16 protein-coding genes and 1 other annotated feature are annotated in these 18277 nt (G+C 48.9%); of the genes, 5 read left to right on the top strand and 11 right to left on the bottom strand.

Annotation, left to right across the window (positions count from 1 at the left end):
- Positions 1-42: 42 nt before the first annotated feature.
- Complete coding sequence (locus tag M8T91_RS10655; protein WP_301414142.1) at positions 43-498, bottom strand: hypothetical protein; 456 nt, start codon at positions 496-498, stop codon at positions 43-45.
- 364 nt (positions 499-862) lie between these two features.
- Positions 863-2079, bottom strand: a protein-coding gene (locus M8T91_RS10650) for an IS3 family transposase (RefSeq protein ID WP_301413860.1) whose coding sequence is annotated in 2 segments (ribosomal slippage) — positions 863-1791 and positions 1791-2079 — 1218 coding nt in all. Because the reading frame shifts where the segments join, the coding sequence is not laid out codon by codon here.
- Positions 1685-1801: a sequence feature (AL1L pseudoknot), on the bottom strand. It overlaps the preceding gene by 117 nt.
- A 164-nt stretch (positions 2080-2243) precedes the next feature.
- Between M8T91_RS10650 and M8T91_RS10645 the strand changes: the two genes are divergently transcribed.
- Positions 2244-3020 carry an SDR family NAD(P)-dependent oxidoreductase gene (locus M8T91_RS10645; RefSeq protein ID WP_301414141.1) on the top strand — a complete coding sequence of 259 codons (777 nt, stop codon included), beginning with the start codon at positions 2244-2246 and terminating at the stop codon, positions 3018-3020.
- Between the two features lie 103 nt (positions 3021-3123).
- Here the strand turns inward: M8T91_RS10645 and M8T91_RS10640 are convergent, their stop codons facing one another.
- From M8T91_RS10640 to dinB, 3 genes are all read right to left on the bottom strand, one after another.
- Positions 3124-3579 carry a hypothetical protein gene (locus M8T91_RS10640; protein ID WP_301414140.1) on the bottom strand — a complete coding sequence of 152 codons (456 nt, stop codon included), beginning with the start codon at positions 3577-3579 and terminating at the stop codon, positions 3124-3126.
- 13 nt (positions 3580-3592) lie between these two features.
- Positions 3593-4120: an RNA polymerase sigma factor gene (locus M8T91_RS10635; RefSeq protein WP_301414138.1), complete on the bottom strand. Its 528-nt coding sequence runs from the start codon at positions 4118-4120 to the stop codon at positions 3593-3595.
- A gap of 276 nt (positions 4121-4396) precedes the next feature.
- Positions 4397-5473 (bottom strand): DNA polymerase IV, encoded by a 1077-nt coding sequence (gene dinB, locus M8T91_RS10630; protein WP_301414137.1) that lies wholly within the window; start codon positions 5471-5473, stop codon positions 4397-4399.
- A gap of 86 nt (positions 5474-5559) precedes the next feature.
- Between dinB and M8T91_RS10625 the strand changes: the two genes are divergently transcribed.
- A complete protein-coding gene (locus M8T91_RS10625; protein WP_301414136.1) occupies positions 5560-6120 on the top strand; it encodes a carboxymuconolactone decarboxylase family protein in 561 nt (186 codons plus the stop codon).
- A gap of 48 nt (positions 6121-6168) precedes the next feature.
- Here the strand turns inward: M8T91_RS10625 and M8T91_RS10620 are convergent, their stop codons facing one another.
- From M8T91_RS10620 to mutS, 5 genes are all read right to left on the bottom strand, one after another.
- Positions 6169-6336: a DUF1328 domain-containing protein gene (locus M8T91_RS10620; protein ID WP_301414135.1), complete on the bottom strand. Its 168-nt coding sequence runs from the start codon at positions 6334-6336 to the stop codon at positions 6169-6171.
- Between the two features lie 106 nt (positions 6337-6442).
- Positions 6443-6664 carry a polysaccharide deacetylase family protein gene (locus M8T91_RS10615; protein ID WP_301414134.1) on the bottom strand — a complete coding sequence of 74 codons (222 nt, stop codon included), beginning with the start codon at positions 6662-6664 and terminating at the stop codon, positions 6443-6445.
- 73 nt (positions 6665-6737) lie between these two features.
- The gene (locus tag M8T91_RS10610) at positions 6738-6878 is read right to left on the bottom strand and encodes a hypothetical protein (protein WP_301414133.1); all 141 of its coding nucleotides are present in this window, start codon (positions 6876-6878) and stop codon (positions 6738-6740) included.
- 269 nt (positions 6879-7147) lie between these two features.
- Positions 7148-7471 carry a ferredoxin FdxA gene (gene fdxA / locus M8T91_RS10605; protein ID WP_301414132.1) on the bottom strand — a complete coding sequence of 108 codons (324 nt, stop codon included), beginning with the start codon at positions 7469-7471 and terminating at the stop codon, positions 7148-7150.
- Positions 7472-7610: 139 nt separating this feature from the next.
- Entirely contained in the window at positions 7611-10169 is a 2559-nt protein-coding gene (gene mutS / locus M8T91_RS10600) for a DNA mismatch repair protein MutS (RefSeq protein ID WP_301414131.1), read from the bottom strand.
- Between the two features lie 875 nt (positions 10170-11044).
- Here mutS and M8T91_RS10595 point away from each other — a divergent pair.
- The gene (locus M8T91_RS10595) at positions 11045-12160 is read left to right on the top strand and encodes a hypothetical protein (RefSeq protein ID WP_301414130.1); all 1116 of its coding nucleotides are present in this window, start codon (positions 11045-11047) and stop codon (positions 12158-12160) included.
- Between the two features lie 996 nt (positions 12161-13156).
- On the opposite strand, the gene M8T91_RS10590 is transcribed toward M8T91_RS10595, so the two are convergent.
- Complete coding sequence (locus M8T91_RS10590; protein WP_301414129.1) at positions 13157-13435, bottom strand: hypothetical protein; 279 nt, start codon at positions 13433-13435, stop codon at positions 13157-13159.
- A 1199-nt stretch (positions 13436-14634) separates the two neighbouring features.
- On the opposite strand from M8T91_RS10590, the gene M8T91_RS10585 reads away from it, so the two are divergent.
- Complete coding sequence (locus M8T91_RS10585; RefSeq protein ID WP_301414128.1) at positions 14635-17583, top strand: ricin-type beta-trefoil lectin domain protein; 2949 nt, start codon at positions 14635-14637, stop codon at positions 17581-17583.
- A gap of 185 nt (positions 17584-17768) precedes the next feature.
- The gene (locus M8T91_RS10580; protein WP_301414126.1) at positions 17769-18272 is read left to right on the top strand and encodes a hypothetical protein; all 504 of its coding nucleotides are present in this window, start codon (positions 17769-17771) and stop codon (positions 18270-18272) included.
- The last annotated feature ends 5 nt before the right edge of the window (positions 18273-18277 follow it).

Below are 18277 nucleotides of genomic sequence, written 5' to 3'. Positions count from 1 at the left end.
TAGCTTTCGTCCCAGTTGAAAGGAAGTTGGACGTGGATTGACTCAGTAGTCGCGCAGATTGAACAGGTTCATTGATAGAGTGTGCTCTTCAAGTTCTTCCAACTGGCGCAGGCGTTCAAAGGCTTCCCTTGCAGAGGGGGTTTCTGCGCCCTGAGACAAATCCCGATACTGGTCTGCTAGGTAGATTTCTATATCCAGGGCAAATTTGGCAATATCATCAAGGCTATCAATATCTATGCAGCGCAGCCGCTGCAAAAATTCCTTTTCCCGCCCTTCCGGGGCAAACTGTACCCAGGTATGCAGAGCGCCGGGTGGTAAATCCGCATGAAAATTTTCCAGCGAATGCTTCATAGAATCTTCCCGTCGCCTGAGTTGATCCAATAATAATTCAACCCGTTTATTGGTGGCCAACTGCTCGTACTCTTCGTATTGTAATGCCAATTTGGCGTGAAAATCCCTTCCTTCTTGAATCACTTCCTCAACAGTTTTGTACCGCATCGACCGGTCCCGGAAAAAGTACGTCGCTTGTTCCAGTATAGGCAACGGGTAACAAAGGGCGCCAATCAATATCATCATTGACATGACAGAAACACAGGTTGACTGATTGGTTCTATACTCAAACCCCAGAGCAACAACTGTTGTAATAATGTACAGTGAGTTTCTTTCAGAGATAGTTAGAAAAGATTGCCAATGTTGAGGTGTTTTTAAGACTGTACTGGTACCTAGTGCCTGCCAAGTGGGTGCAGATGACAGTGGAAGACTGCATGAAGAAGTGGCGCAGTGGCTAGATTTTTCAACATGGCAAGACAGGCTGTGGGCAGTTTGAATCACCCCGAGTTTGTCGGAGGCAATTTGATTTGAGTCATGCCGCTTGGGCAGACTCGGTTTGTTGATAATACAGGTTTTCGTATTCAGCTGGAGGCATATCGCCAATTGGCCCAAGAATGCGGCGATGGTTAAACCAGTCGACCCAGGTCAAGGTTGCATGTTCAACCTCATCCAGCCCTTTCCAGGGACCTGCCCTGTGGATGACCTCCGCCTTGAATAAACCGTTGATGGTTTCTGCCAGTGCGTTGTCGTAGGAGTCGCCGACACTGCCGACTGACGCCTGAAAACCCGCCTCACTAAGCCGCTCGGTATATCGAATTGACAGGTACTGACTACCTCGATCACTGTGATGGGTAACGCCACGGGGCTTACCTCGCGCCCAGAGTGCCTGCTCCAGAGCATCAAGCACAATGTCGGTTTGAAGGCTCTTTAATACGCGCCAGCCAACAATGTGGCGGGAGAATACGTCGACAACGAATGCGACATAAACAAAACCAGACCAAGTTGCGACATAGGTTATGTCGGCCACCCAAAGCTGGTTGGGGCGCTCTGCCGTAAACTCGCGATTCACCAGATCCAGCGGCTTATCGACCAGCTCATCCGGGATAGTCGTAACGCAACGTTTGCCTCTTCGAACACCTTCCAATTGCAGTACCTTCATCAGCCGTTCAACTGTGCAGCGGGCGACCTTTACGTCTTCACGGTTAAGCTGCTTCCAGACCTTGCGTGCACCATAGACGCGGTGGTTTTCTTCGTAGATCCGCTGGATCTCAGGCTTCAGCTCATCGTCACGTTGAGCGCGCGCACAGCGTTGCTCTGGATTGGCCTGTAGATGCTTGCAGCGGTAAAAGGTCGACGGTGCAATCGGCAGAACCTCACAGATTGACTCGACACCGTGCGCCTCACGTTCCTGGTCAATGAATGCCACCATTACTTCGGTTTGCGGTCGAGCTCCGCCTGGGCGAAAAAAGCGGCAGCCTTGCGCAAGATCTCGTTAGCGCGCTTCAGCTCACGGACTTCGCGCTCCAGCTCTTTGAGGCGGGCTGCGTCGCTGCTGGTGGTGCCGGGTTTAGTACCATTGTCGACTTCCATCTTGTTGACCCATGATCGTAGGGTCTCGGGTGTGCAGCCGATCTTGGAAGCGATAGATGTGATCGCTGCCCAGCGTGATTGGTGCTCGTGCTCGCCGGTCAACACCATGCGAACTGCGCGTTCCCGTACTTCGGGGGAGTATCCAGGTCGTTTGCTCATTGGCTAATTCTCTCAAGAAAGTTAGCCTCCGAGAAACCCGGGGTGATTCAGAACATGAAGAAATGATTTCTTGTAGAACAGTTTATCTTGATCCTGCTTGTACCAAACAAGTTTTAACCTATTGAATTTAATAATTTGTAGAGCACCTGTGAAAGGAGTTAACTATGCGGGACCCCATACTGGATTTCAGCGGGCAGGTCGCCCTGGTTACCGGCGCTGCCAGCGGCTTTGGCAGGCTTTTGGCTCGGGAGCTGGGTGTTCGCGGTGCCAGACTGGTACTGGGAGATATCAATACAGCGGAACTGGTGACCTTTGCGGATACATTGGCCAGCAGCGGTATTGCAGTGTGTGCCCAGGGCTGCGATGTTGCCGTTGAGGCAGATGGTCTTTCTTTGGCCGAGTTGTCCCAGTCTGAGTATGGTCGGCTGGATATTGCGGTTAACAACGCCGGTATTGCGCCTCCCATGATGGCCTTAGAGGACACGAACGAAGCGACGATGGACCTGCAGTACAATGTCAATCTGAAAGGGGTATTCTTTGGTCTCAAGCAACAGTTGCCATTGATGAGGGAGCGTGGCGGTACCGTGCTCAATGTGGCTTCCATGGCTGGTTTAGGTGGTGCACCCAAAATTGCCGCTTATGCGGCGGCCAAACACGGTGTGATCGGCTTGACCAAGACAGCGGCTCTGGAAAATGCCAGGTATGGGATTCGTGTCAATGCCATTTGCCCTTTTTATTGCCAGACCCCCATGTTGGCCAGGATGGAAGCCCCCAAAGCGGACCCGGAAGCAATGCAGGCATTTCTGGCCGGGGGTTGCCCGATGAAACGCCTGGGAGAAGCAGAGGAAGTGGTTGCGGCCATGTTGTTATTACTTTCGCCCAAGATGACTTATGTTTCCGGGCAGGCATTGGCGGTGGACGGCGGTTTATCGGCTTTTTGAGTTGCGGTTACTGAGTAATCCAATAGAGAGTTAAGTCTTCAGCAATTCTTCCTTATGCTTTAGCTCACTCAAACAGAATACCGATTGTGCCCGGGATTCTGAGCTAAGGTTTTGGCAGTATGCGGCAGTGTTTTTGTGCTCTTCTGCGTAATTCCCGCGGCAATGGGGCGTCTGCGGAAGCTTTGCGTCGTTTGCGCCACTCGCTACAAAGAGCAATATAGTTTCCAGCGGCAACCTGGCTGTGCAAGGATACCCAGGGGTCTTCCTTCGGGATTGTGGGCAAGATGGGTGCTTGCCACTGTGGTTTTGTGGGATTGGATATTTGTACTTCACCCTCTGGTATTCGGCCCGGTGCCAAGGCTCCCAGGAGTTGAGCCGGGTGCACCAGCAACAGGAGCGCCGCAGTGACGGTGCCGCTGAGAGAAACTTTTGAAAGCAAACGGCCGATATCCTTTTTGTGCTGGTAATGTTTCGCCTGCTGTAGAATCTGGACATCGAGCTGTTGCGGAGAGGCTAATGCGGATACCTCTTCGTGATATTGACGCTCCCAGTTACTCATACTGTTCCCTCGATCACTCTTCAATGGTCTGCATTTGCCAGGGCTTTCGGTGCGTGCCGTAGATTTGTGTTTCGACCGCTTCCCGGGCACTGTGGTACAACTCGCGACAGGTTTTCAGGGAAATGCGTTCTATATCTGCGATGGTTGCCAAAGACAGTCTGCATTCCACATACAGCAGCAACACATTGCGCTGCTTCGCGGGCAGTTTCTGTATGGTGCTGAGCACAGTACCCTGATGGTTTCTGTTGTAGGTTTGCGCTTCACAGCTTCTGTTGGCCTGTTTGCTCAGTAATATATTCACCTGGATAAACAGCCAGTTTCGCAGAAGCTGACGGTCAAGTTGTGGAGGTCTTTCCAGAATGTCCTGCCAAAGGTCTCCCAGCAATTGCTCAGTAGAAGCCGGTGCCAATTGTACGCAATAGCGGTAGAGTGCATCCTTGTGACGCGCGTACAACAAATGGAAAATGGCGGGCTTTCGCGTCTCCCTGTAATGCTTGAGAAGCGCCTCGTCAGAGAGGTGTCGGAATGCCTTGCGGGACAATGTGTCGCGCCTCCGTACGCGGACAATTCAGGCCCGGGCAACTCCCCGAGGACTCTGAAGGAAAGCGGCAATAGTAAAGAAAATTATAGTACGGCTAAGCGTGGTATTTATTTTTCGGCTCACTAGTCGGCCGGGTTAAGCGTAACTGAGGTTTGTATATCCGAGAGCCCAGCAAGTATAGATGGCTCCGAATGTCCCGGTGAACTTCCGGGTATCGGTGTGCGCCATAAGTTGATAGTTGCAGAAGAGGTGGTTATTTTATTGAAGCATTCGGCATCAAATGTATTTTAATGCCGGCAGGGGCAAAGGCAATTGTTGTGGCCCCTGTCCGGCCCGCAGATCCGTGAGCTTTACTCCAATGCCCAGCAGACGGATCGGGGCCGGGCGCTTCTCCCGGCACTCCTGCAACAGTTGCCGGAACTCAGAAATCCGTCCTGCACGGCTGCTGCGCTCGTGTGTGCTCAAAGAGAAGTCCGAATATTTCACCTTGACGATGGCGCTATTAATCTCATAGCGGGAACCGAGCTTTTCCAGTCGCTCCAGCAGGCGCACATACAGAGAGGCCAATTGTTCCAGCCAATCATCAAATGCCCACAGGTCTTCACTAAAGGTGTGCTCCACACTCACACTCTTGCGGGTATTGTCGCCACTCACTGGGCGCTCGTCGATTCCCCGGCTCAACTCATAGAGACGGCGCCCAAATTTTCCGAAGGCCTTGCTCAATTCAATCGGGGAGTAACGCCTCAGATCAAAACAGGTTCGGATGCCCTGTCGGTGCAATTTCTCTGCAGTAACGCGGCCCACGCCGTGGATTTTGTGCACTGGCAGGCGCAGCACAAATCCGTCCACCTCATCGGGGGTAATGATTGTGAGGCCATCGGGTTTGCGCCAGTCACTGGCAATTTTGGCCAGGAACTTGTTGGGAGCCACGCCGGCGGAAATGGTGATACCGAGGCTGTCATGCACCCGTTGGCGGATCTCCCCCGCAATCAGGGTGGCGCTGCCGCAACAGCGGGTACTGCTACTCACATCCAGGAAAGCCTCATCTAGGGACAGGGGCTCAATCCTATCGCTGTAATCCTGCAGGATCTCTCGAATCTGACCGCTGACCTCACGATATTTAGCCATATTACCGGGTACTACAATCAAATCAGGACAGAGTTTCTTGGCCTGGGCAGTGGGCATGGCGGAGCGTACACCATAATGGCGTGCTTCATAGTTACAGGTTGAGATCACCCCGCGGCGGTCACTGCTGCCACCTACGGCCAACGGGCGACCACGCAGGTTGGGATCGTCACGCATTTCAACCGAAGCATAGAAACAATCGCAGTCACAGTGAATGATCTTTCGCATGCTGGGATTATATACAGTGTTTGCTGCGCCAGGTAGTGTTTTGTGTTTACAGGGATGGGTAAGTTGGAAGCATAGGTGGTGAAATAATGTGTAGTATCTCTCCGGTGCAGTACCCCGGTTCCGATACAGTGAGCGGCATCTTTGCGGAAATAGAAGATGAATTGGGTGCTGTTCCCAGCCTGTTTCGGGTCTATGCCCACCACCGGGGGCTTCTGGAAGCCAACTGGCACAAGTTCAGGGCGATTATGTTGCACGGCTGCCTGTCGGCACAGCTCAAGGAAGCGATCGGCCTTGCGCTATCTTCGGACAACCATTGCGATTACGGCATTTATCACCACAGCACCTCCCTGCAAATGCTGGGTGTAGTCTCTGCAGAAATCCTGCGTATTCGCACAAACCCAAAACATGTACATTTTTCAGAGAAGGAACAGGCACTGTTTGATCTGGCACGAAATGCCAATAGTGCTCCAAGCGACCACCGCAAGCATCTTATTGCCACGGCACGCAAACTGGGAGCCAGGGATGAAGAACTGCTGGAGGCGCTGGGGGTGATGGAACTGGTGCTGGGCTTCAATCACACAGCTGAGGTGCTGGGGTTGGACCCCAACAGAACGCCCCATCGGCAAAAGCCGGGGCAGGCGCAATAGCCACCTGCCAATTGATCGCAGTGTCGAGTCAAGCCCCGGTGAGGGCGGCTATTTCGGTGGCCGGGGTTGTCCGAAGATCAGTACCAGAATAAACAGCACAATAAAGATAAAGAAGAGAATCCTGGCGATTTCCGCTGCCGTGGTGGCGATGCCGCTAAACCCGAAGAAGGCGGCGATCAACGCAATCACCAGAAAAGCTACCGCCCAGCGCAACATGGTATCAGCTCCAGGTATCAGGCTGCGGGAGCTGACGGCAGGTGACGGCAGGTGACGGCCCTGCCGGGCTCCCAGTGCCCTTATTGGTAGTGTGGTCGGGGACTGGTTACAAATGTTCCTTCACTTTCTCTTCGGTGATCTGTGCCAAGGTCACAAAGCGGAACCCCCTGTGCACGAGCCGGGAGTGGATCAAGGGGAGTGCGACGATCATCTGTTCTGTGTGTTCAAGTGTGGGGTGGAATAAAACCACAGAGCCAGCTTCGGCGTTTCCCACCACATAGTCGGCGAGGCTCTCATATCGGCGTGGCGCCGGGGCTCCAGGTCCCATTGCGCCACTTGGAATTTCTGCTCTGCCAGTAGGCTGCGCAATTCTTCGGAAAGGTTGCCAAAAAGAGGCAGAATCACAGGTCGCTCTTGGTAGCCGTGGTACTGGAGTAGGGCACAGGTTTTTTTATTTCCTCCTTTGCACTGCTGAGCGGCAGATTGGACAGGTTGACATGGGAATAGTCGTGATTCCCCAACTGGTGGCCAGCGGCGATCATGGCGCGGGTCTGCTCGGAATGCTTCTACATTTTCCGCCCCAAAGGGAAGAAAATTGCCTTGATTTGTAGAGAATCCAGCTGCTTTAACAGCGATTCTGTTGCGCCCGGTACAGGCCCTTCGCCAAAGAGCAAGGCAATCTGTTTTTGTTGAGCGGTGTTTGCAAAGGCCACCAATGGCGGCCCAAAAATAGAAGTGAAAGTGTAATTATTTTCATTTACTTTGCCTGGCTATAAACCACTGGCGTTGTCACAGGGCCATTTGCTATTTCTTATCGTTCCAACTGATCCAGCTTCCCTTTTTTGCCATCCCATGATTCTGCGTCGGGCAGTGGGTCTTTTTTTTCCGTGATATTGGGCCAGATTTCCGCAAGTTCTGCATTCAGCTCGATAAACTCCTGCTGATCGTCCGGTACCTCGTCCTCCGAGAAAATTGCATTGGCGGGGCACTCCGGCTCACATAGGGCACAGTCGATACACTCATCCGGGTGTATGACCAGGAAGTTGGGGCCTTCGTAAAAACAGTCTACCGGGCAAACCTCTACACAGTCGGTGTATTTGCACTTGATACAGTTTTCCCCAATTACGAACGTCATGTTTGTGCCTCAATAGTGCTACTGAATCTTTCCAGCTGGGGATTTTATCAATTACTGGCGCGAATTGTAGTGGCTTTTCAGTCAATTTCGTTCACAGGTTATAACAGGATGCATAGGGCGAAACCCGCCGTCTTACCTGTTAATTCAATAAGTTGCGCAGCGCATAGAGGGCTTCCAGGGCCTGGCGCGGGGTCATATCGTCCGGGCTCAACGCCTTCAGGGCATCCAAAGCCGGGTGGCTGGGACTGCTGAACAGATCCACCTGCTGTGGGGAAGCGGACGGGGTGGGTGAGGTCGCTGAAGGCGCCATAGAGATGGCGGCAGGTTGCACATCCGCCTCCAGCGCAGCCAGGCGTGTATGCGCCTCTGTCAATACCCCGCCGGGGATACCCGCCAGCTTGGCCACCTGCAGGCCGTAACTTTTGGAAGCCGGGCCTTTCTGTATACGGTGCAGAAAGACAATGCCGTCGCCGTGCTCGGTGGCATCCAGGTGGATATTGGCTGCTTGTGGGCAATGATTGGGCAGATCGGTGAGCTCGAAGTAATGTGTGGCGAACAGGGTAAAAGCGCGCACCTTTGCCGACAGGTAATGGGCACAGGCCCAGGCCAGGGAGAGGCCGTCGTAGGTACTAGTGCCCCGGCCGATCTCGTCCATCAGCACCAGGCTGTGCTCGGTGGCATTGCGCAGGATATTGGCGGTCTCGATCATCTCCACCATAAAGGTAGAGCGCCCCCCGGCCAAATCATCAGCGCTGCCGATACGGGTAAAGATGCGGTCCAGCAAGCCGATTTTGGCCTTTTCTGCAGGCACATAGCTGCCGCAGTGGGCGAGTAGCGCAATCAGGGCGGTCTGGCGCATATAGGTCGATTTACCGCCCATATTGGGGCCGGTAATGACCAGCATACGGCGGTCATTGTGCAGCTCGATATCATTGGCCACGAAAGGCTCGTCAAGCACCTGTTCTACCACCGGGTGGCGGCCGCCACTGACCTGCAGGCCCGGTTCGGTACCCAGCTCCGGACGACAGAGGCGCAGGTTGTCAGCGCGTTCCGCCAGGCAGGCCAGTACGTCCAGCTCCGAGACTCCGGCAGCAGCAGTCTGCAACTGGGCCAGAGACTCATTCAGTTTGTCGATCAAGCCCTCATACAGCGCTTTTTCCCGCGCTAGGGCACGGCTTTTGGCGGAGAGTGCCTTGTCTTCAAAGGCTTTCAGTTCCGGGGTGATAAAGCGCTCGGCATTTTTAAGGGTTTGGCGTCGAATATACTCTGTCGGCGCTTTATCACTTTGCCCACGGCTGATCTCGATAAAGTAGCCGTGCACCCGGTTGTAACCCACTTTCAGGGTGGGAATGCCGGTGCGCTCTTTTTCACGCTGCTCCAGTTGAACCAGGTAATCACCGGCGTTTTCACTGATAGCCCGAAGTTCATCCAGTGCTGCGTCGTAGCCTGAGGCGATAACACCGCCATCGCGAATTACAACCGGTGGGTTTTCCACTATGGCTTTCTGCAACAGATCCACTGTCTCCGGCCATTCACCAATTTGGCCACACAATGCTTGTAACCTGGTTGTATTGGTTTCTTCCAATTGGCGCTGAATTTCCGGGAACTGTTGCAGAGACTGCCCCAGTCTTGCCAGGTCCCGCGGTCGTGCGGACCGCAGTGCCAGGCGACCGAGAATCCGCTCCATATCCCCAACGGGTTTGAGGGCTTCCCGCAGTGGTTCAAAGCCATAGTTTCCCGTCAGTGTGGCGATCGCATCCTGGCGATTCTGCAGGATGGTGAGCTGACGCAGCGGATTGTTCAGCCAGCGGCGCAGCAGGCGACTGCCCATAGCGGTCTTACAGGTGTCCAATACCGACAGCAGCGTATTGTTATCGCCACCAGTGAGGTTCAGATCAATCTCCAGATTGCGGCGACTGGCGCCATCCAGGGCTACAGTCTCATCACTGCTCTCTGTCAGCAGGGCGCGGATATGGGGCAGTTCAGTGCGCTGGGTATCCCGGGCATACTGCAGCAGGCAGCCGGCGGCTGCGATAGCGCCGTGCATCAAGTTACAGCCGAATGCCTCAAGGTTGTGTGTGCCGAATTGTTGGTTGAGATGGCGTTGGGCGGTTTCCAGTTCAAACTCCCAGTGCCCGCGGCGACGCAACCCGGCACGGTGCTCGATCTCTACAGGCAGAGACATATTTTCCGGTACCAACAGTTCTGCCGGGTTGTGGCGAAGTAGTTGCTCTGCCAGCGCTTCCAGGGTGTCAGTTTCCTGCACCACAAAGCGGCCAGTGGCCAAGTCCAAGAGTGCCAGACCAAACTGGCTGCCTTGTTGCGTGACAGCGGCAAGCAGGTTGTCACAGCGGTCATTGAGCAGGGCTTCGTCGGTTACCGTGCCCGGTGTGACGATACGTACTACCTGCCGCTCAACCGGCCCCTTGCTGGTGGCCGGGTCACCAATTTGTTCGCAGATTGCCACAGAGATACCAGCCTTGATCAGGCGTGCCAGATACCCCTCTGCCGCATGATAGGGAACCCCGGCCATTGGTATTGGCTGTCCGCCGGATTTTCCCCGTGCTGTGAGGGTCACGTCTAACAGTTCCGCCGCCTTTTTGGCATCGTCATAAAACAGCTCGTAGAAATCCCCCATACGGTAGAACACTAACTCCTGGGGGTGCTGGGCCTTGATGCGCAAGTATTGCTGCATCATCGGGGTGTGTTCAAAACCCTTTGATTTTGTTGAAGTTTTTTCCAATTTATTGCCTACTGTCTAACAGGTGTCTAAGACTTGGGCCGGCTACAGTATCAGTTTCGCGAAGGCGAATGTAGTACCCCGTTAGAGATGGACGGATGTGTCCTTTTAAGTTGCTGCGCACCAACACCATGTGACTGCACGCTTGGCATCCGCTAATGATTCGGCCCTAATCCCGTGAATAGTGGTGAGCTTCTCTGCGGCTTTCACTTTGGCTCCGTTTAACGCATTTCAAATGATTGCTGGATAGGGCGTGCTTGCCATAGGGTGAGACAGTTATCCCCCCTCCTCTTTGAAAATCTCTTGAGGCTCTTTGCGGTTATTTTCGGTGCTGTCCAGGAGAATTGCCTGCTCGAAAATAGCTTTGAAGATTGTCGCCATCCAATTGGTAATGGCGGGGGTATCTATATATAGGTTCAAGACCGGCTTATACCATGGGTTCGCACTCTATCGGAGGTTGATTTAAAAAATCCGTATTCGATACGGGTATGTACGCCCAGGTATTGGTTGATAGTATGGAGGATAGCCTGCCATGAGAGTGGTGGCGTTTATAGCGGTTAAAGACCTGGCCTGCCAGGATACGCTTCTGCCAGATTGGGGGCCTCAATAGCAGCGAATATGGCCGGTCAGCACTGATACTCCATGGCCAGTGATCTCCATTTATTTATTAATTAGCGCCCATGCTTTTTACGAGAAGCGGGGGTGTCTAAAAACTGAGTCAACCTCTCGCATCAAGCTGTAACCCTTGAAGTATCTACTTGGGAAAGAGGAAAATTGAAAGGAGTGGTACGGTATATAAAGCGCAGTAATTTAAATCGGTAAAAGGTGAGCTGATGAGTAAATATATTTTATTAAAATTATGTTCCTTAACATTACTCTTGCCCATGGGCCAAATTCACGCCACCCCAGATAGAATTGGCATTGGTTATGATCAATTAGTTGATGCCTTTGATGCCGCATGGGTCAGAATTGTTAATAGTGGTGAATACAGAAGAATAATCCAGAACTTCTCTGAGCCTATTTCAGAGGTGGTGGATGCATCTGATTACATAGTCAATCAGTCTGATTGTCTTCCAAATCCTGATGTAACCCCTTTTCCTAACAGGCCGAGAGGTAGATTTGCCAAGATACTGACATCAGGTGAAATACGTCGTGGTTATGTAGCAGGAGCACCCTGGTTTATAAGTGCAGGAGCAAGTACCTCTGATTGGTTCAATAATGGTATGCTTGGATCGAATATACTTGATGATATTCTCAAAGAAATCCTAAGGATAATTGCCGAACATTACGAAACGGGGACTATTGAAGTTGTCTCTGTAGAAATTCCATTTCCGTTCAATACAACTTCGGCCTTACAGGATGGAATATTTGGGACTAATCTAAATGCATTTAGCGAAGCCTATGAAATGCTTGAGTTTATCAATCAGCCAGGTGTCACAGTTGATTTTATAGACCAGTTTAACGCAAAGGGAGGAGAGTCTGAGAACCTGCGCCGACTCAAGGGGCGTCGAGCAACGTGCACTATTGTTAGTGCTGGCCAATTTATTCATATACCTATTGGATCGTCTTTTTCAATTGAATCTATCGATGACTTGCGGGCTCACCCAGATGTAAGAATCTGTACAGGGAACCTGTCAACTCAAACGGCTAACCAGTATTTTCCTGAAAATACTGTCATTACAAAGCGTCAATTTGATATCAAGGAGTGTTATGAGGCAATACGAGATGGAGATGCTGATGTATTCTTCAATTCATTACCCATAAATCCTCCTCCGGAATCTATTGGCGTTTTTAATGCACCACGTTTTAAGCCATCGGTTGATACAAAAATAGTTGCGGGAACACCATACTGGTTTAAAGGAAAGGCCGTTCAGTGTAATGCTGTGCTCGTACCGGGACCATTTGAGTTTGGTACTTTCAGGGAGTGTGCCAAAAAATACGGAATTTGAAATAATTTTATTCGATAAATTATCTGTATAATGAAGCATTGAGAATATTTAAGTGACAAAAATAATAAGAGGTAAAATTCATAACTAAAAATACCATTTCTTTTGGGGTGAGCTTTCCTAGGGAATTGAATGCGAAGAGGGTGTATTCAAGATGTAAATTTTAAAAACGGTAGTGAAAACAGTAATTGCACTATCATTCATGGCTTATAGTTTGTCCCCAAGCCTATTTTCATCCTGGCCTTTTTATGGCTAGTCGAGCTGGGATAGCGATGCGGTTTTCTCTAAGAGAGAATGTTATTTAGTTTGAATAAATTCCAGGATTTTCTGTCCCCGGTAATTGGCGTATGATGTAAATGCAACAATTTTTTCAGCGTTAAATCATATAGTGTTGGGTTGTACTTAATATTGTGTGTCAGAGATCGCTTCATAGTTTAAAAAATAATGGGGATAGAAAGACAGGATATAGAATCGGCTTCTGAAGTCCTATATGATAAAAATATGGTGTTTGACAGGAATGTTATTTATCAGATGAAAAGTAATTGTTTTGCTAATAATTAAGATTTAGTGTGTATAGAATTATGGCTTAATGTAATGCTATACTTAATAGATTTCTTGAAAAATAATTAATCTATAAATTTCTTTCTGAATTAATTTTGAATGATTCAATAATAGTATATTAAGTGGTGTTGGAAATGGTCAAATTTTAAGATGCAAAAATATGTGTTAAGCAATTTTTATTGTCTCGGAAATATTTCTAAATTACTTTATAGTCCACGAAATATCCAAGATAATTTTTGGATGTTTTTCTGGGCGATTCACTTCGATTTGGTGAAATCAGGTCACTACTCAGCGCGTTTATTAACAGTGCCAAGAATTAGAGTTGCAATTGGAAGGGCGCGCATTCGCTGGAGGTATATTTACAATATATATAGTAGGCTTCTACTAAAAAATATTGTGCTTATGGTTCTACCATCCCATAACAATCGAATAATATCTTTATATGCCATGCTCATCATATTCTGACTCGTACTCATTATCATAAAAATCCTCTTTATTATTATCGCGGCAGATATTATCGCAGTCTATTTTACCGCTAACGCAGATATTTTGTACTTTCTGGTTATCGCCAATACAATTATAATAAATTTCTTTGCAGGTTTTCAGGCATCGCTTGGTAGCTTCTCTTTCATGTAGGTCATCAGCCCAGGTTAAAGAGGGTTGAGTGATTATTGTCAGTGTTGCTATTAAAGCCAAAAGTGATTTCTTGTTACCCATAGCATTCTGTTATCCAGTCTTGATTTACTTTCTTTTCTAGTCAAACAATAGCGTTTTTATTGTCAGGTGCAAGGCTTTAGTGGAGTTGTCTATTTTTAATGCGTCAGTCATTTGTATCGTGATCAGGTAAAATGTGGTTCCTTAATAAAGCACGCTATCAAAGTCTGCCGGTGCTAATTCTTCCAAAGTGATGTATTGGGTGCAGGTTGCATGGACAAGTTTACTGCTATTATATTTGAAATTTAGTTTCCAGGAGGGTCTCAATATGAAAAAATGCTATACTAAAGAACAAATCATCAGGATTATTAGCGGCCACGAATTAAGTAACTAAATGGATAACATCTGTTTTTGGTATATCCAACGTATCGTCTGTAATTGGTGCAACAGATGTGGGGCCTGGAAGCCAATAAAGCGCAATGGCTGAAGGGTGGGGTGTAGAGAAGAAAAGTTCTAGCAGTTTTCATCAAAAGGCATTGTAATGCTTTAGTCTCCCGTTCCCCGTTCCCCGTTCCCCGTTCCCCGTTCCCCGTTCCCCGTTCCCCGATTTCAGAAACGAGTGTGTAGATGGGGCTCCGATGGGGCGATCAGCCGTGGGATAGGAGGAAATAGTGCGATCATCGATGGCTGCTATTTTCGGTACTGCTTGGTCATATGTTAGGTAAGGCTTTATGGCCGGTAAGTTTTTAGTGTGTGTAGCGTACTCGCGACAATGGCATTGAGTCTAGCGGCAATTCGATTTTCTTTAAGAAAAAGACCCTTGATACCAGGTTTTTCTTCATCCAGTCGGATAAGCCGAAACCTGGGTGCAGGCACTGAGAACCCTATGGTGGATTCTGTCAGGAGTGTTGAAAACATCACTGATTTCGAAGCTTGAATGAAGCTGGAAAAATCATCAACACAGTGAGGTCGCACTACAACTGTGAGCAGCTTCACAGTATGCTCATCTATACGACGCCAGGAGCCACTGCGAACAGGGCTGTTTTAGGTTGAATATGCTATGAAAAGTTGTACGAAGACGGAGATAAGGTCATTGTCAAAGCATCTTTTTTAGAGTAAGCAAGTGAATTGTCAAAGAGGCATCTCATAAAAATGACTATAGTTAGACAATCCCGACTTATATTGTCCACTAGTTTTTGATACCTTAATCATACTAACGTCTAATAACCTTCCCATAATTTTAACAATAATGGATAAATATAATGAAATCAACGTTAAAAAAAATCTGGGTATCAATCCTGATAATATTATCCGGTATGTCTGTTTTCGCGACTGCCAATACGATCGAGACCTCTTACACTTTGGCACAAGGCTGTTACGCGATTAAAGCCCCTCAAACTGGTCGCTATATGCATCCGGGGGGTGGCGATTATCGCTTTGACGCTATTGATGTGACTGCTGCGTCCCATTTTTATTTCAAGCCCACCAGGCTTGGTATGTATATGTTGCGTGATAAAACCGGAAATTTCCTCACCACCAGGGGGCCTCTGGATATAGCGCGTAATACTGCCGCTTCAGAATGGGCACAGTGGTCAGTAGAACCGGCTGGAAATGGTCATTTCAGGTTATTCTCCACAAAATTCTGGAAGGACTTGCGGTATAACAAGGGCGACGGTGGAACTTATCTATTTGATTTGTTTAATTTGGGGAATCGCAATAGTGAAAACATTTTTGAATTAGTGGAACAGGAGGATTGTACACCATTTCCAGAGGCTGAACTGAATGCGTCGATCAATCCGGCGATCCCGCCGACCGGTGATGTGAATGCACCAGTGATTGGCTTTGCTGATGTGCATACCCATTTGAATTCCAATGAATTTATGGGTGGCAAGTTTTTACACGGTCGTCCTTTTCACCCTTATGGTATCCAAAATGCACTGGATGATGGTAGTGGCATACACGGCCCCAATGGTGGCCTGGATATTATCGGTAACCTGCAGGATGGCGGTGACTTGGCTGCCCGGCATATGACTGCCGGTTGGCCAAATTTTCCTTACTGGCCAAACCATCACACACAATCGCATCAGCAAGCCTATTACAAATGGATTGAGCGGGTGCACCTGGCTGGTTTGAAGCTGATGGTAACCAATATGGTACAAAACGAAGTGTTGTGCGAGGTTCAAAATGTTGTAAACCCGGTATCCTGGGTTAACCCCAATGCCTGTGATGATTCATTGAGTATTGATCTGCAGCTGAGGCGGGTGTATGAAATGCAGGATTATATTGATGCACAGGCTGGCGGCATTGGCAAGGGCTTTTTTCGTATAGTTACCAGTGCTGCTGAAGCTCGCTCGGTAATTGCCAGTGGCAAACTTGCTGTTGTGTTGGGTGTTGAAGTATCCAGTGTGCTGGATTGTGATGAAGGCAGTGGCTGCACTGAGGCCTGGATCGATCAAAAACTACAGTACCTGTATAGCCGTGGTATTCGCAGCTTGTTTCCAATCCACAAGTTTGATAATGACCTTGGTGGCCCACATATGCAGGGGGCAGATGAAATTATCAACATTGGTAATATGCTACAAACAGGCCATCTCTATCATATAGAAGCGTGTCCGCCTAACGAGCCCAGCGGTCGCAAACTGCCAAGTGGTTTTCCATTGCTGGGGAATGTTCCATTCATTAAAGATATCATCAATCTATTTGGCGCAAGCCCCAATTATGATCAGAGTATAGACCAACACTGTAATCGTAAACACTTAACGACCATGGGGAAATACCTGATTAATCGTATGATCGACAAGGAGATGATTATCGAAATAGACCATATGTCGGCTGGTGCTTTCGCCGATACAATGGAAATTGTCGAACGTCGTAATTACTCCGGTGTGATCTCAAGTCACTCCAATCCAAAACTAAACGGCGCTTTGAGCCCATTGCAGCAGCGCGTATTAAACGTGGGTGGTGTAATGTTCCCTTATAATGGCCCAAGCGATTATAACATCAGCAATATAGATACGATTCGTGCAGCTCTAGCAACAACACCCTACCTGGCTGGAGTGGGTATTGGTACAGATACCAATGGTTTGGCACCTCAGGCAGGGCGCAGTTCAACTTCTGATATGAATCCGGTCATTTACCCCTTTACCTCCTATGACGGTCGCGTTACCTTTGATCGCCAGAGAACGGGAAATCGTAGTTTTGATTTGAATAACGAAGGCTTGGCACATTATGGCCTTCTTGCCGATTTGGTGGAAGATATGCGTTTAAATGCTTCCCCGCAAACGATGCAGGCATTCTTCAACTCGGCGGAAGCGTATTTACAGATGTGGGAGCGTGCTACCCCTACAACCAATAGTCAGTACGTACAAATTCGGGATAAACGCAGCGGTCAATGCCTTGATGTTCCCGGTGTTGATAATGGTGTTGCGAACTACGCCAAGGTACAGTTGGAAACTTGTACACACAATCATTTTGACCAGCACTGGTTAATTGATTGGGATACTGGCTTGATTCGCAACCGAATGAATGATGACCTTTGCTTAACGCACGCCGATGGAACTTCAGTTAATGGTTTAAGGGCTTCTATTTACGCCTGTTCGGTTAACCATCGCTGGATTCTGGACGGTGATGTGATACGCGATGCCAATAACGAAAGTATGGTTCTGGATGGCTTCGGTAACACCAAAGGAGCCACTGTTGGCATGTGGGAGTTCCATGGCGGTATGAATCAGCGCTGGGCAATAACCGAGGTTTCGGCGGCGAGTTCCGGATATAGAAACTTGGCTGTGGAGGGTATTGCCACGCAGTCTGATACCAGTCATGGTGGTTCTGCCAGCAGAGCCATTGATGGTAACATTAGTGGTCATTGGGGTGATGGTAGTATAACTCATACTAGTGCCAGTGCTTACCCCTCATGGACACTGGATCTTGGCTCGATCAAGAAGATTGAAAATATTGCCATATGGAATCGTGTTGATTGCTGTGGTGAGCGCCTGCAGGACTTTCATGTTTTTGTATCTGACTTACCTTTTGCCGGAGAGAGTATTAGTGATTCTCAGGAACAGAGTAATGTGAGAGAATTTTTTCTCCCTGGCCCCGCTGAACAACTTAAATATGTAATCAATGTGGGTGTGGGGCGCTATGTACGTATCCAGTTGGCCAGCGATAACGAAGCACTTTCATTGGCTGAAGTGCAGGTATTTGGTCAATGACCTATTGTCATGCCTGATATAAAAAATAAAAAGCCAGCGCACTGGATTTGCTGGCTTTTTTACCGTTAGTATTTTGAATTTATTGTAGTAAATATTTAGAGCAATGCCTGGCTAGTGTATTAAAGCGGGTGCATTTATAATATGTGTCTTGCTGGTAATGGTGCATATTAAGCAGGCTGAGAGTCATGAATTGGATTCAATGGTTTGAAGCGTTAAGTTATGTGGTCACTGTAGTTGGTTTGCCACTGGCGATTTATGTGTTTCTACAAGATAAAAGAAAAGAGAGAAGAGCAGAAGCCGATACGCTTAACCAGCGACTGAATGATGCCTACACCAGTTTCCTGACATTAGTCCTGGATAATGCAGACCTGAAATTATTTCAGGCCCAAGGTGATCAGGGGGATTTGACAGGCGAGCAAAAAGAGCGAAAGAAAGTTTTATTTGCAATGCTGATTTCTGTTTTCGAACAGGCATATATCGCCCTCTATGAAAAGGAAATGGGGCGACACGCCTATCGTCGGTGGCTATCCTGGGAGGATGATATGTGTAAGTGGTGTCGAAGATCGGATTTCAGAACAGAATTACCAGGGTTGCTTGAAGGGGAGGATGACGATTTCAGTTTGCATATCCTTGGCATAGCAAAGCAGGAAGCTGACTATAAAGGACCATCTGCACAACCACGTCCTTAGAAATG

This window comes from Microbulbifer sp. MI-G, assembly GCF_030440425.1.
GTDB lineage: Bacteria > Pseudomonadota > Gammaproteobacteria > Pseudomonadales > Cellvibrionaceae > Microbulbifer > Microbulbifer spongiae.
Note: the sequence above shows the minus strand (reverse complement) of the source record. Positions and strands in the feature narration are given on the sequence as shown.

What these genes read in the sequence shown, in the direction of transcription:
- mutS (WP_301414131.1), bottom strand. Translation starts at nt 10,169, where the DNA reads ATGATGCAGCAATACTTGCGCATCAAGGCCCAGCACCCCCAGGAGTTA.
- M8T91_RS10655 (WP_301414142.1), bottom strand. Translation starts at nt 498, where the DNA reads ATGCGGTACAAAACTGTTGAGGAAGTGATTCAAGAAGGAAGGGATTTT.
- M8T91_RS10640 (WP_301414140.1), bottom strand. Translation starts at nt 3,579, where the DNA reads ATGAGTAACTGGGAGCGTCAATATCACGAAGAGGTATCCGCATTAGCC.
- M8T91_RS10615 (WP_301414134.1), bottom strand. Translation starts at nt 6,664, where the DNA reads ATGGGACCTGGAGCCCCGGCGCCACGCCGATATGAGAGCCTCGCCGAC.
- M8T91_RS10620 (WP_301414135.1), bottom strand. Translation starts at nt 6,336, where the DNA reads ATGTTGCGCTGGGCGGTAGCTTTTCTGGTGATTGCGTTGATCGCCGCC.
- M8T91_RS10625 (WP_301414136.1), top strand. Translation starts at nt 5,560, where the DNA reads ATGTGTAGTATCTCTCCGGTGCAGTACCCCGGTTCCGATACAGTGAGC.
- M8T91_RS10585 (WP_301414128.1), top strand. Translation starts at nt 14,635, where the DNA reads ATGAAATCAACGTTAAAAAAAATCTGGGTATCAATCCTGATAATATTA.
- fdxA (WP_301414132.1), bottom strand. Translation starts at nt 7,471, where the DNA reads ATGACGTTCGTAATTGGGGAAAACTGTATCAAGTGCAAATACACCGAC.
- M8T91_RS10645 (WP_301414141.1), top strand. Translation starts at nt 2,244, where the DNA reads ATGCGGGACCCCATACTGGATTTCAGCGGGCAGGTCGCCCTGGTTACC.
- M8T91_RS10580 (WP_301414126.1), top strand. Translation starts at nt 17,769, where the DNA reads ATGAATTGGATTCAATGGTTTGAAGCGTTAAGTTATGTGGTCACTGTA.
- dinB (WP_301414137.1), bottom strand. Translation starts at nt 5,473, where the DNA reads ATGCGAAAGATCATTCACTGTGACTGCGATTGTTTCTATGCTTCGGTT.
- M8T91_RS10595 (WP_301414130.1), top strand. Translation starts at nt 11,045, where the DNA reads ATGAGTAAATATATTTTATTAAAATTATGTTCCTTAACATTACTCTTG.
- M8T91_RS10610 (WP_301414133.1), bottom strand. Translation starts at nt 6,878, where the DNA reads ATGATCGCCGCTGGCCACCAGTTGGGGAATCACGACTATTCCCATGTC.
- M8T91_RS10590 (WP_301414129.1), bottom strand. Translation starts at nt 13,435, where the DNA reads ATGGGTAACAAGAAATCACTTTTGGCTTTAATAGCAACACTGACAATA.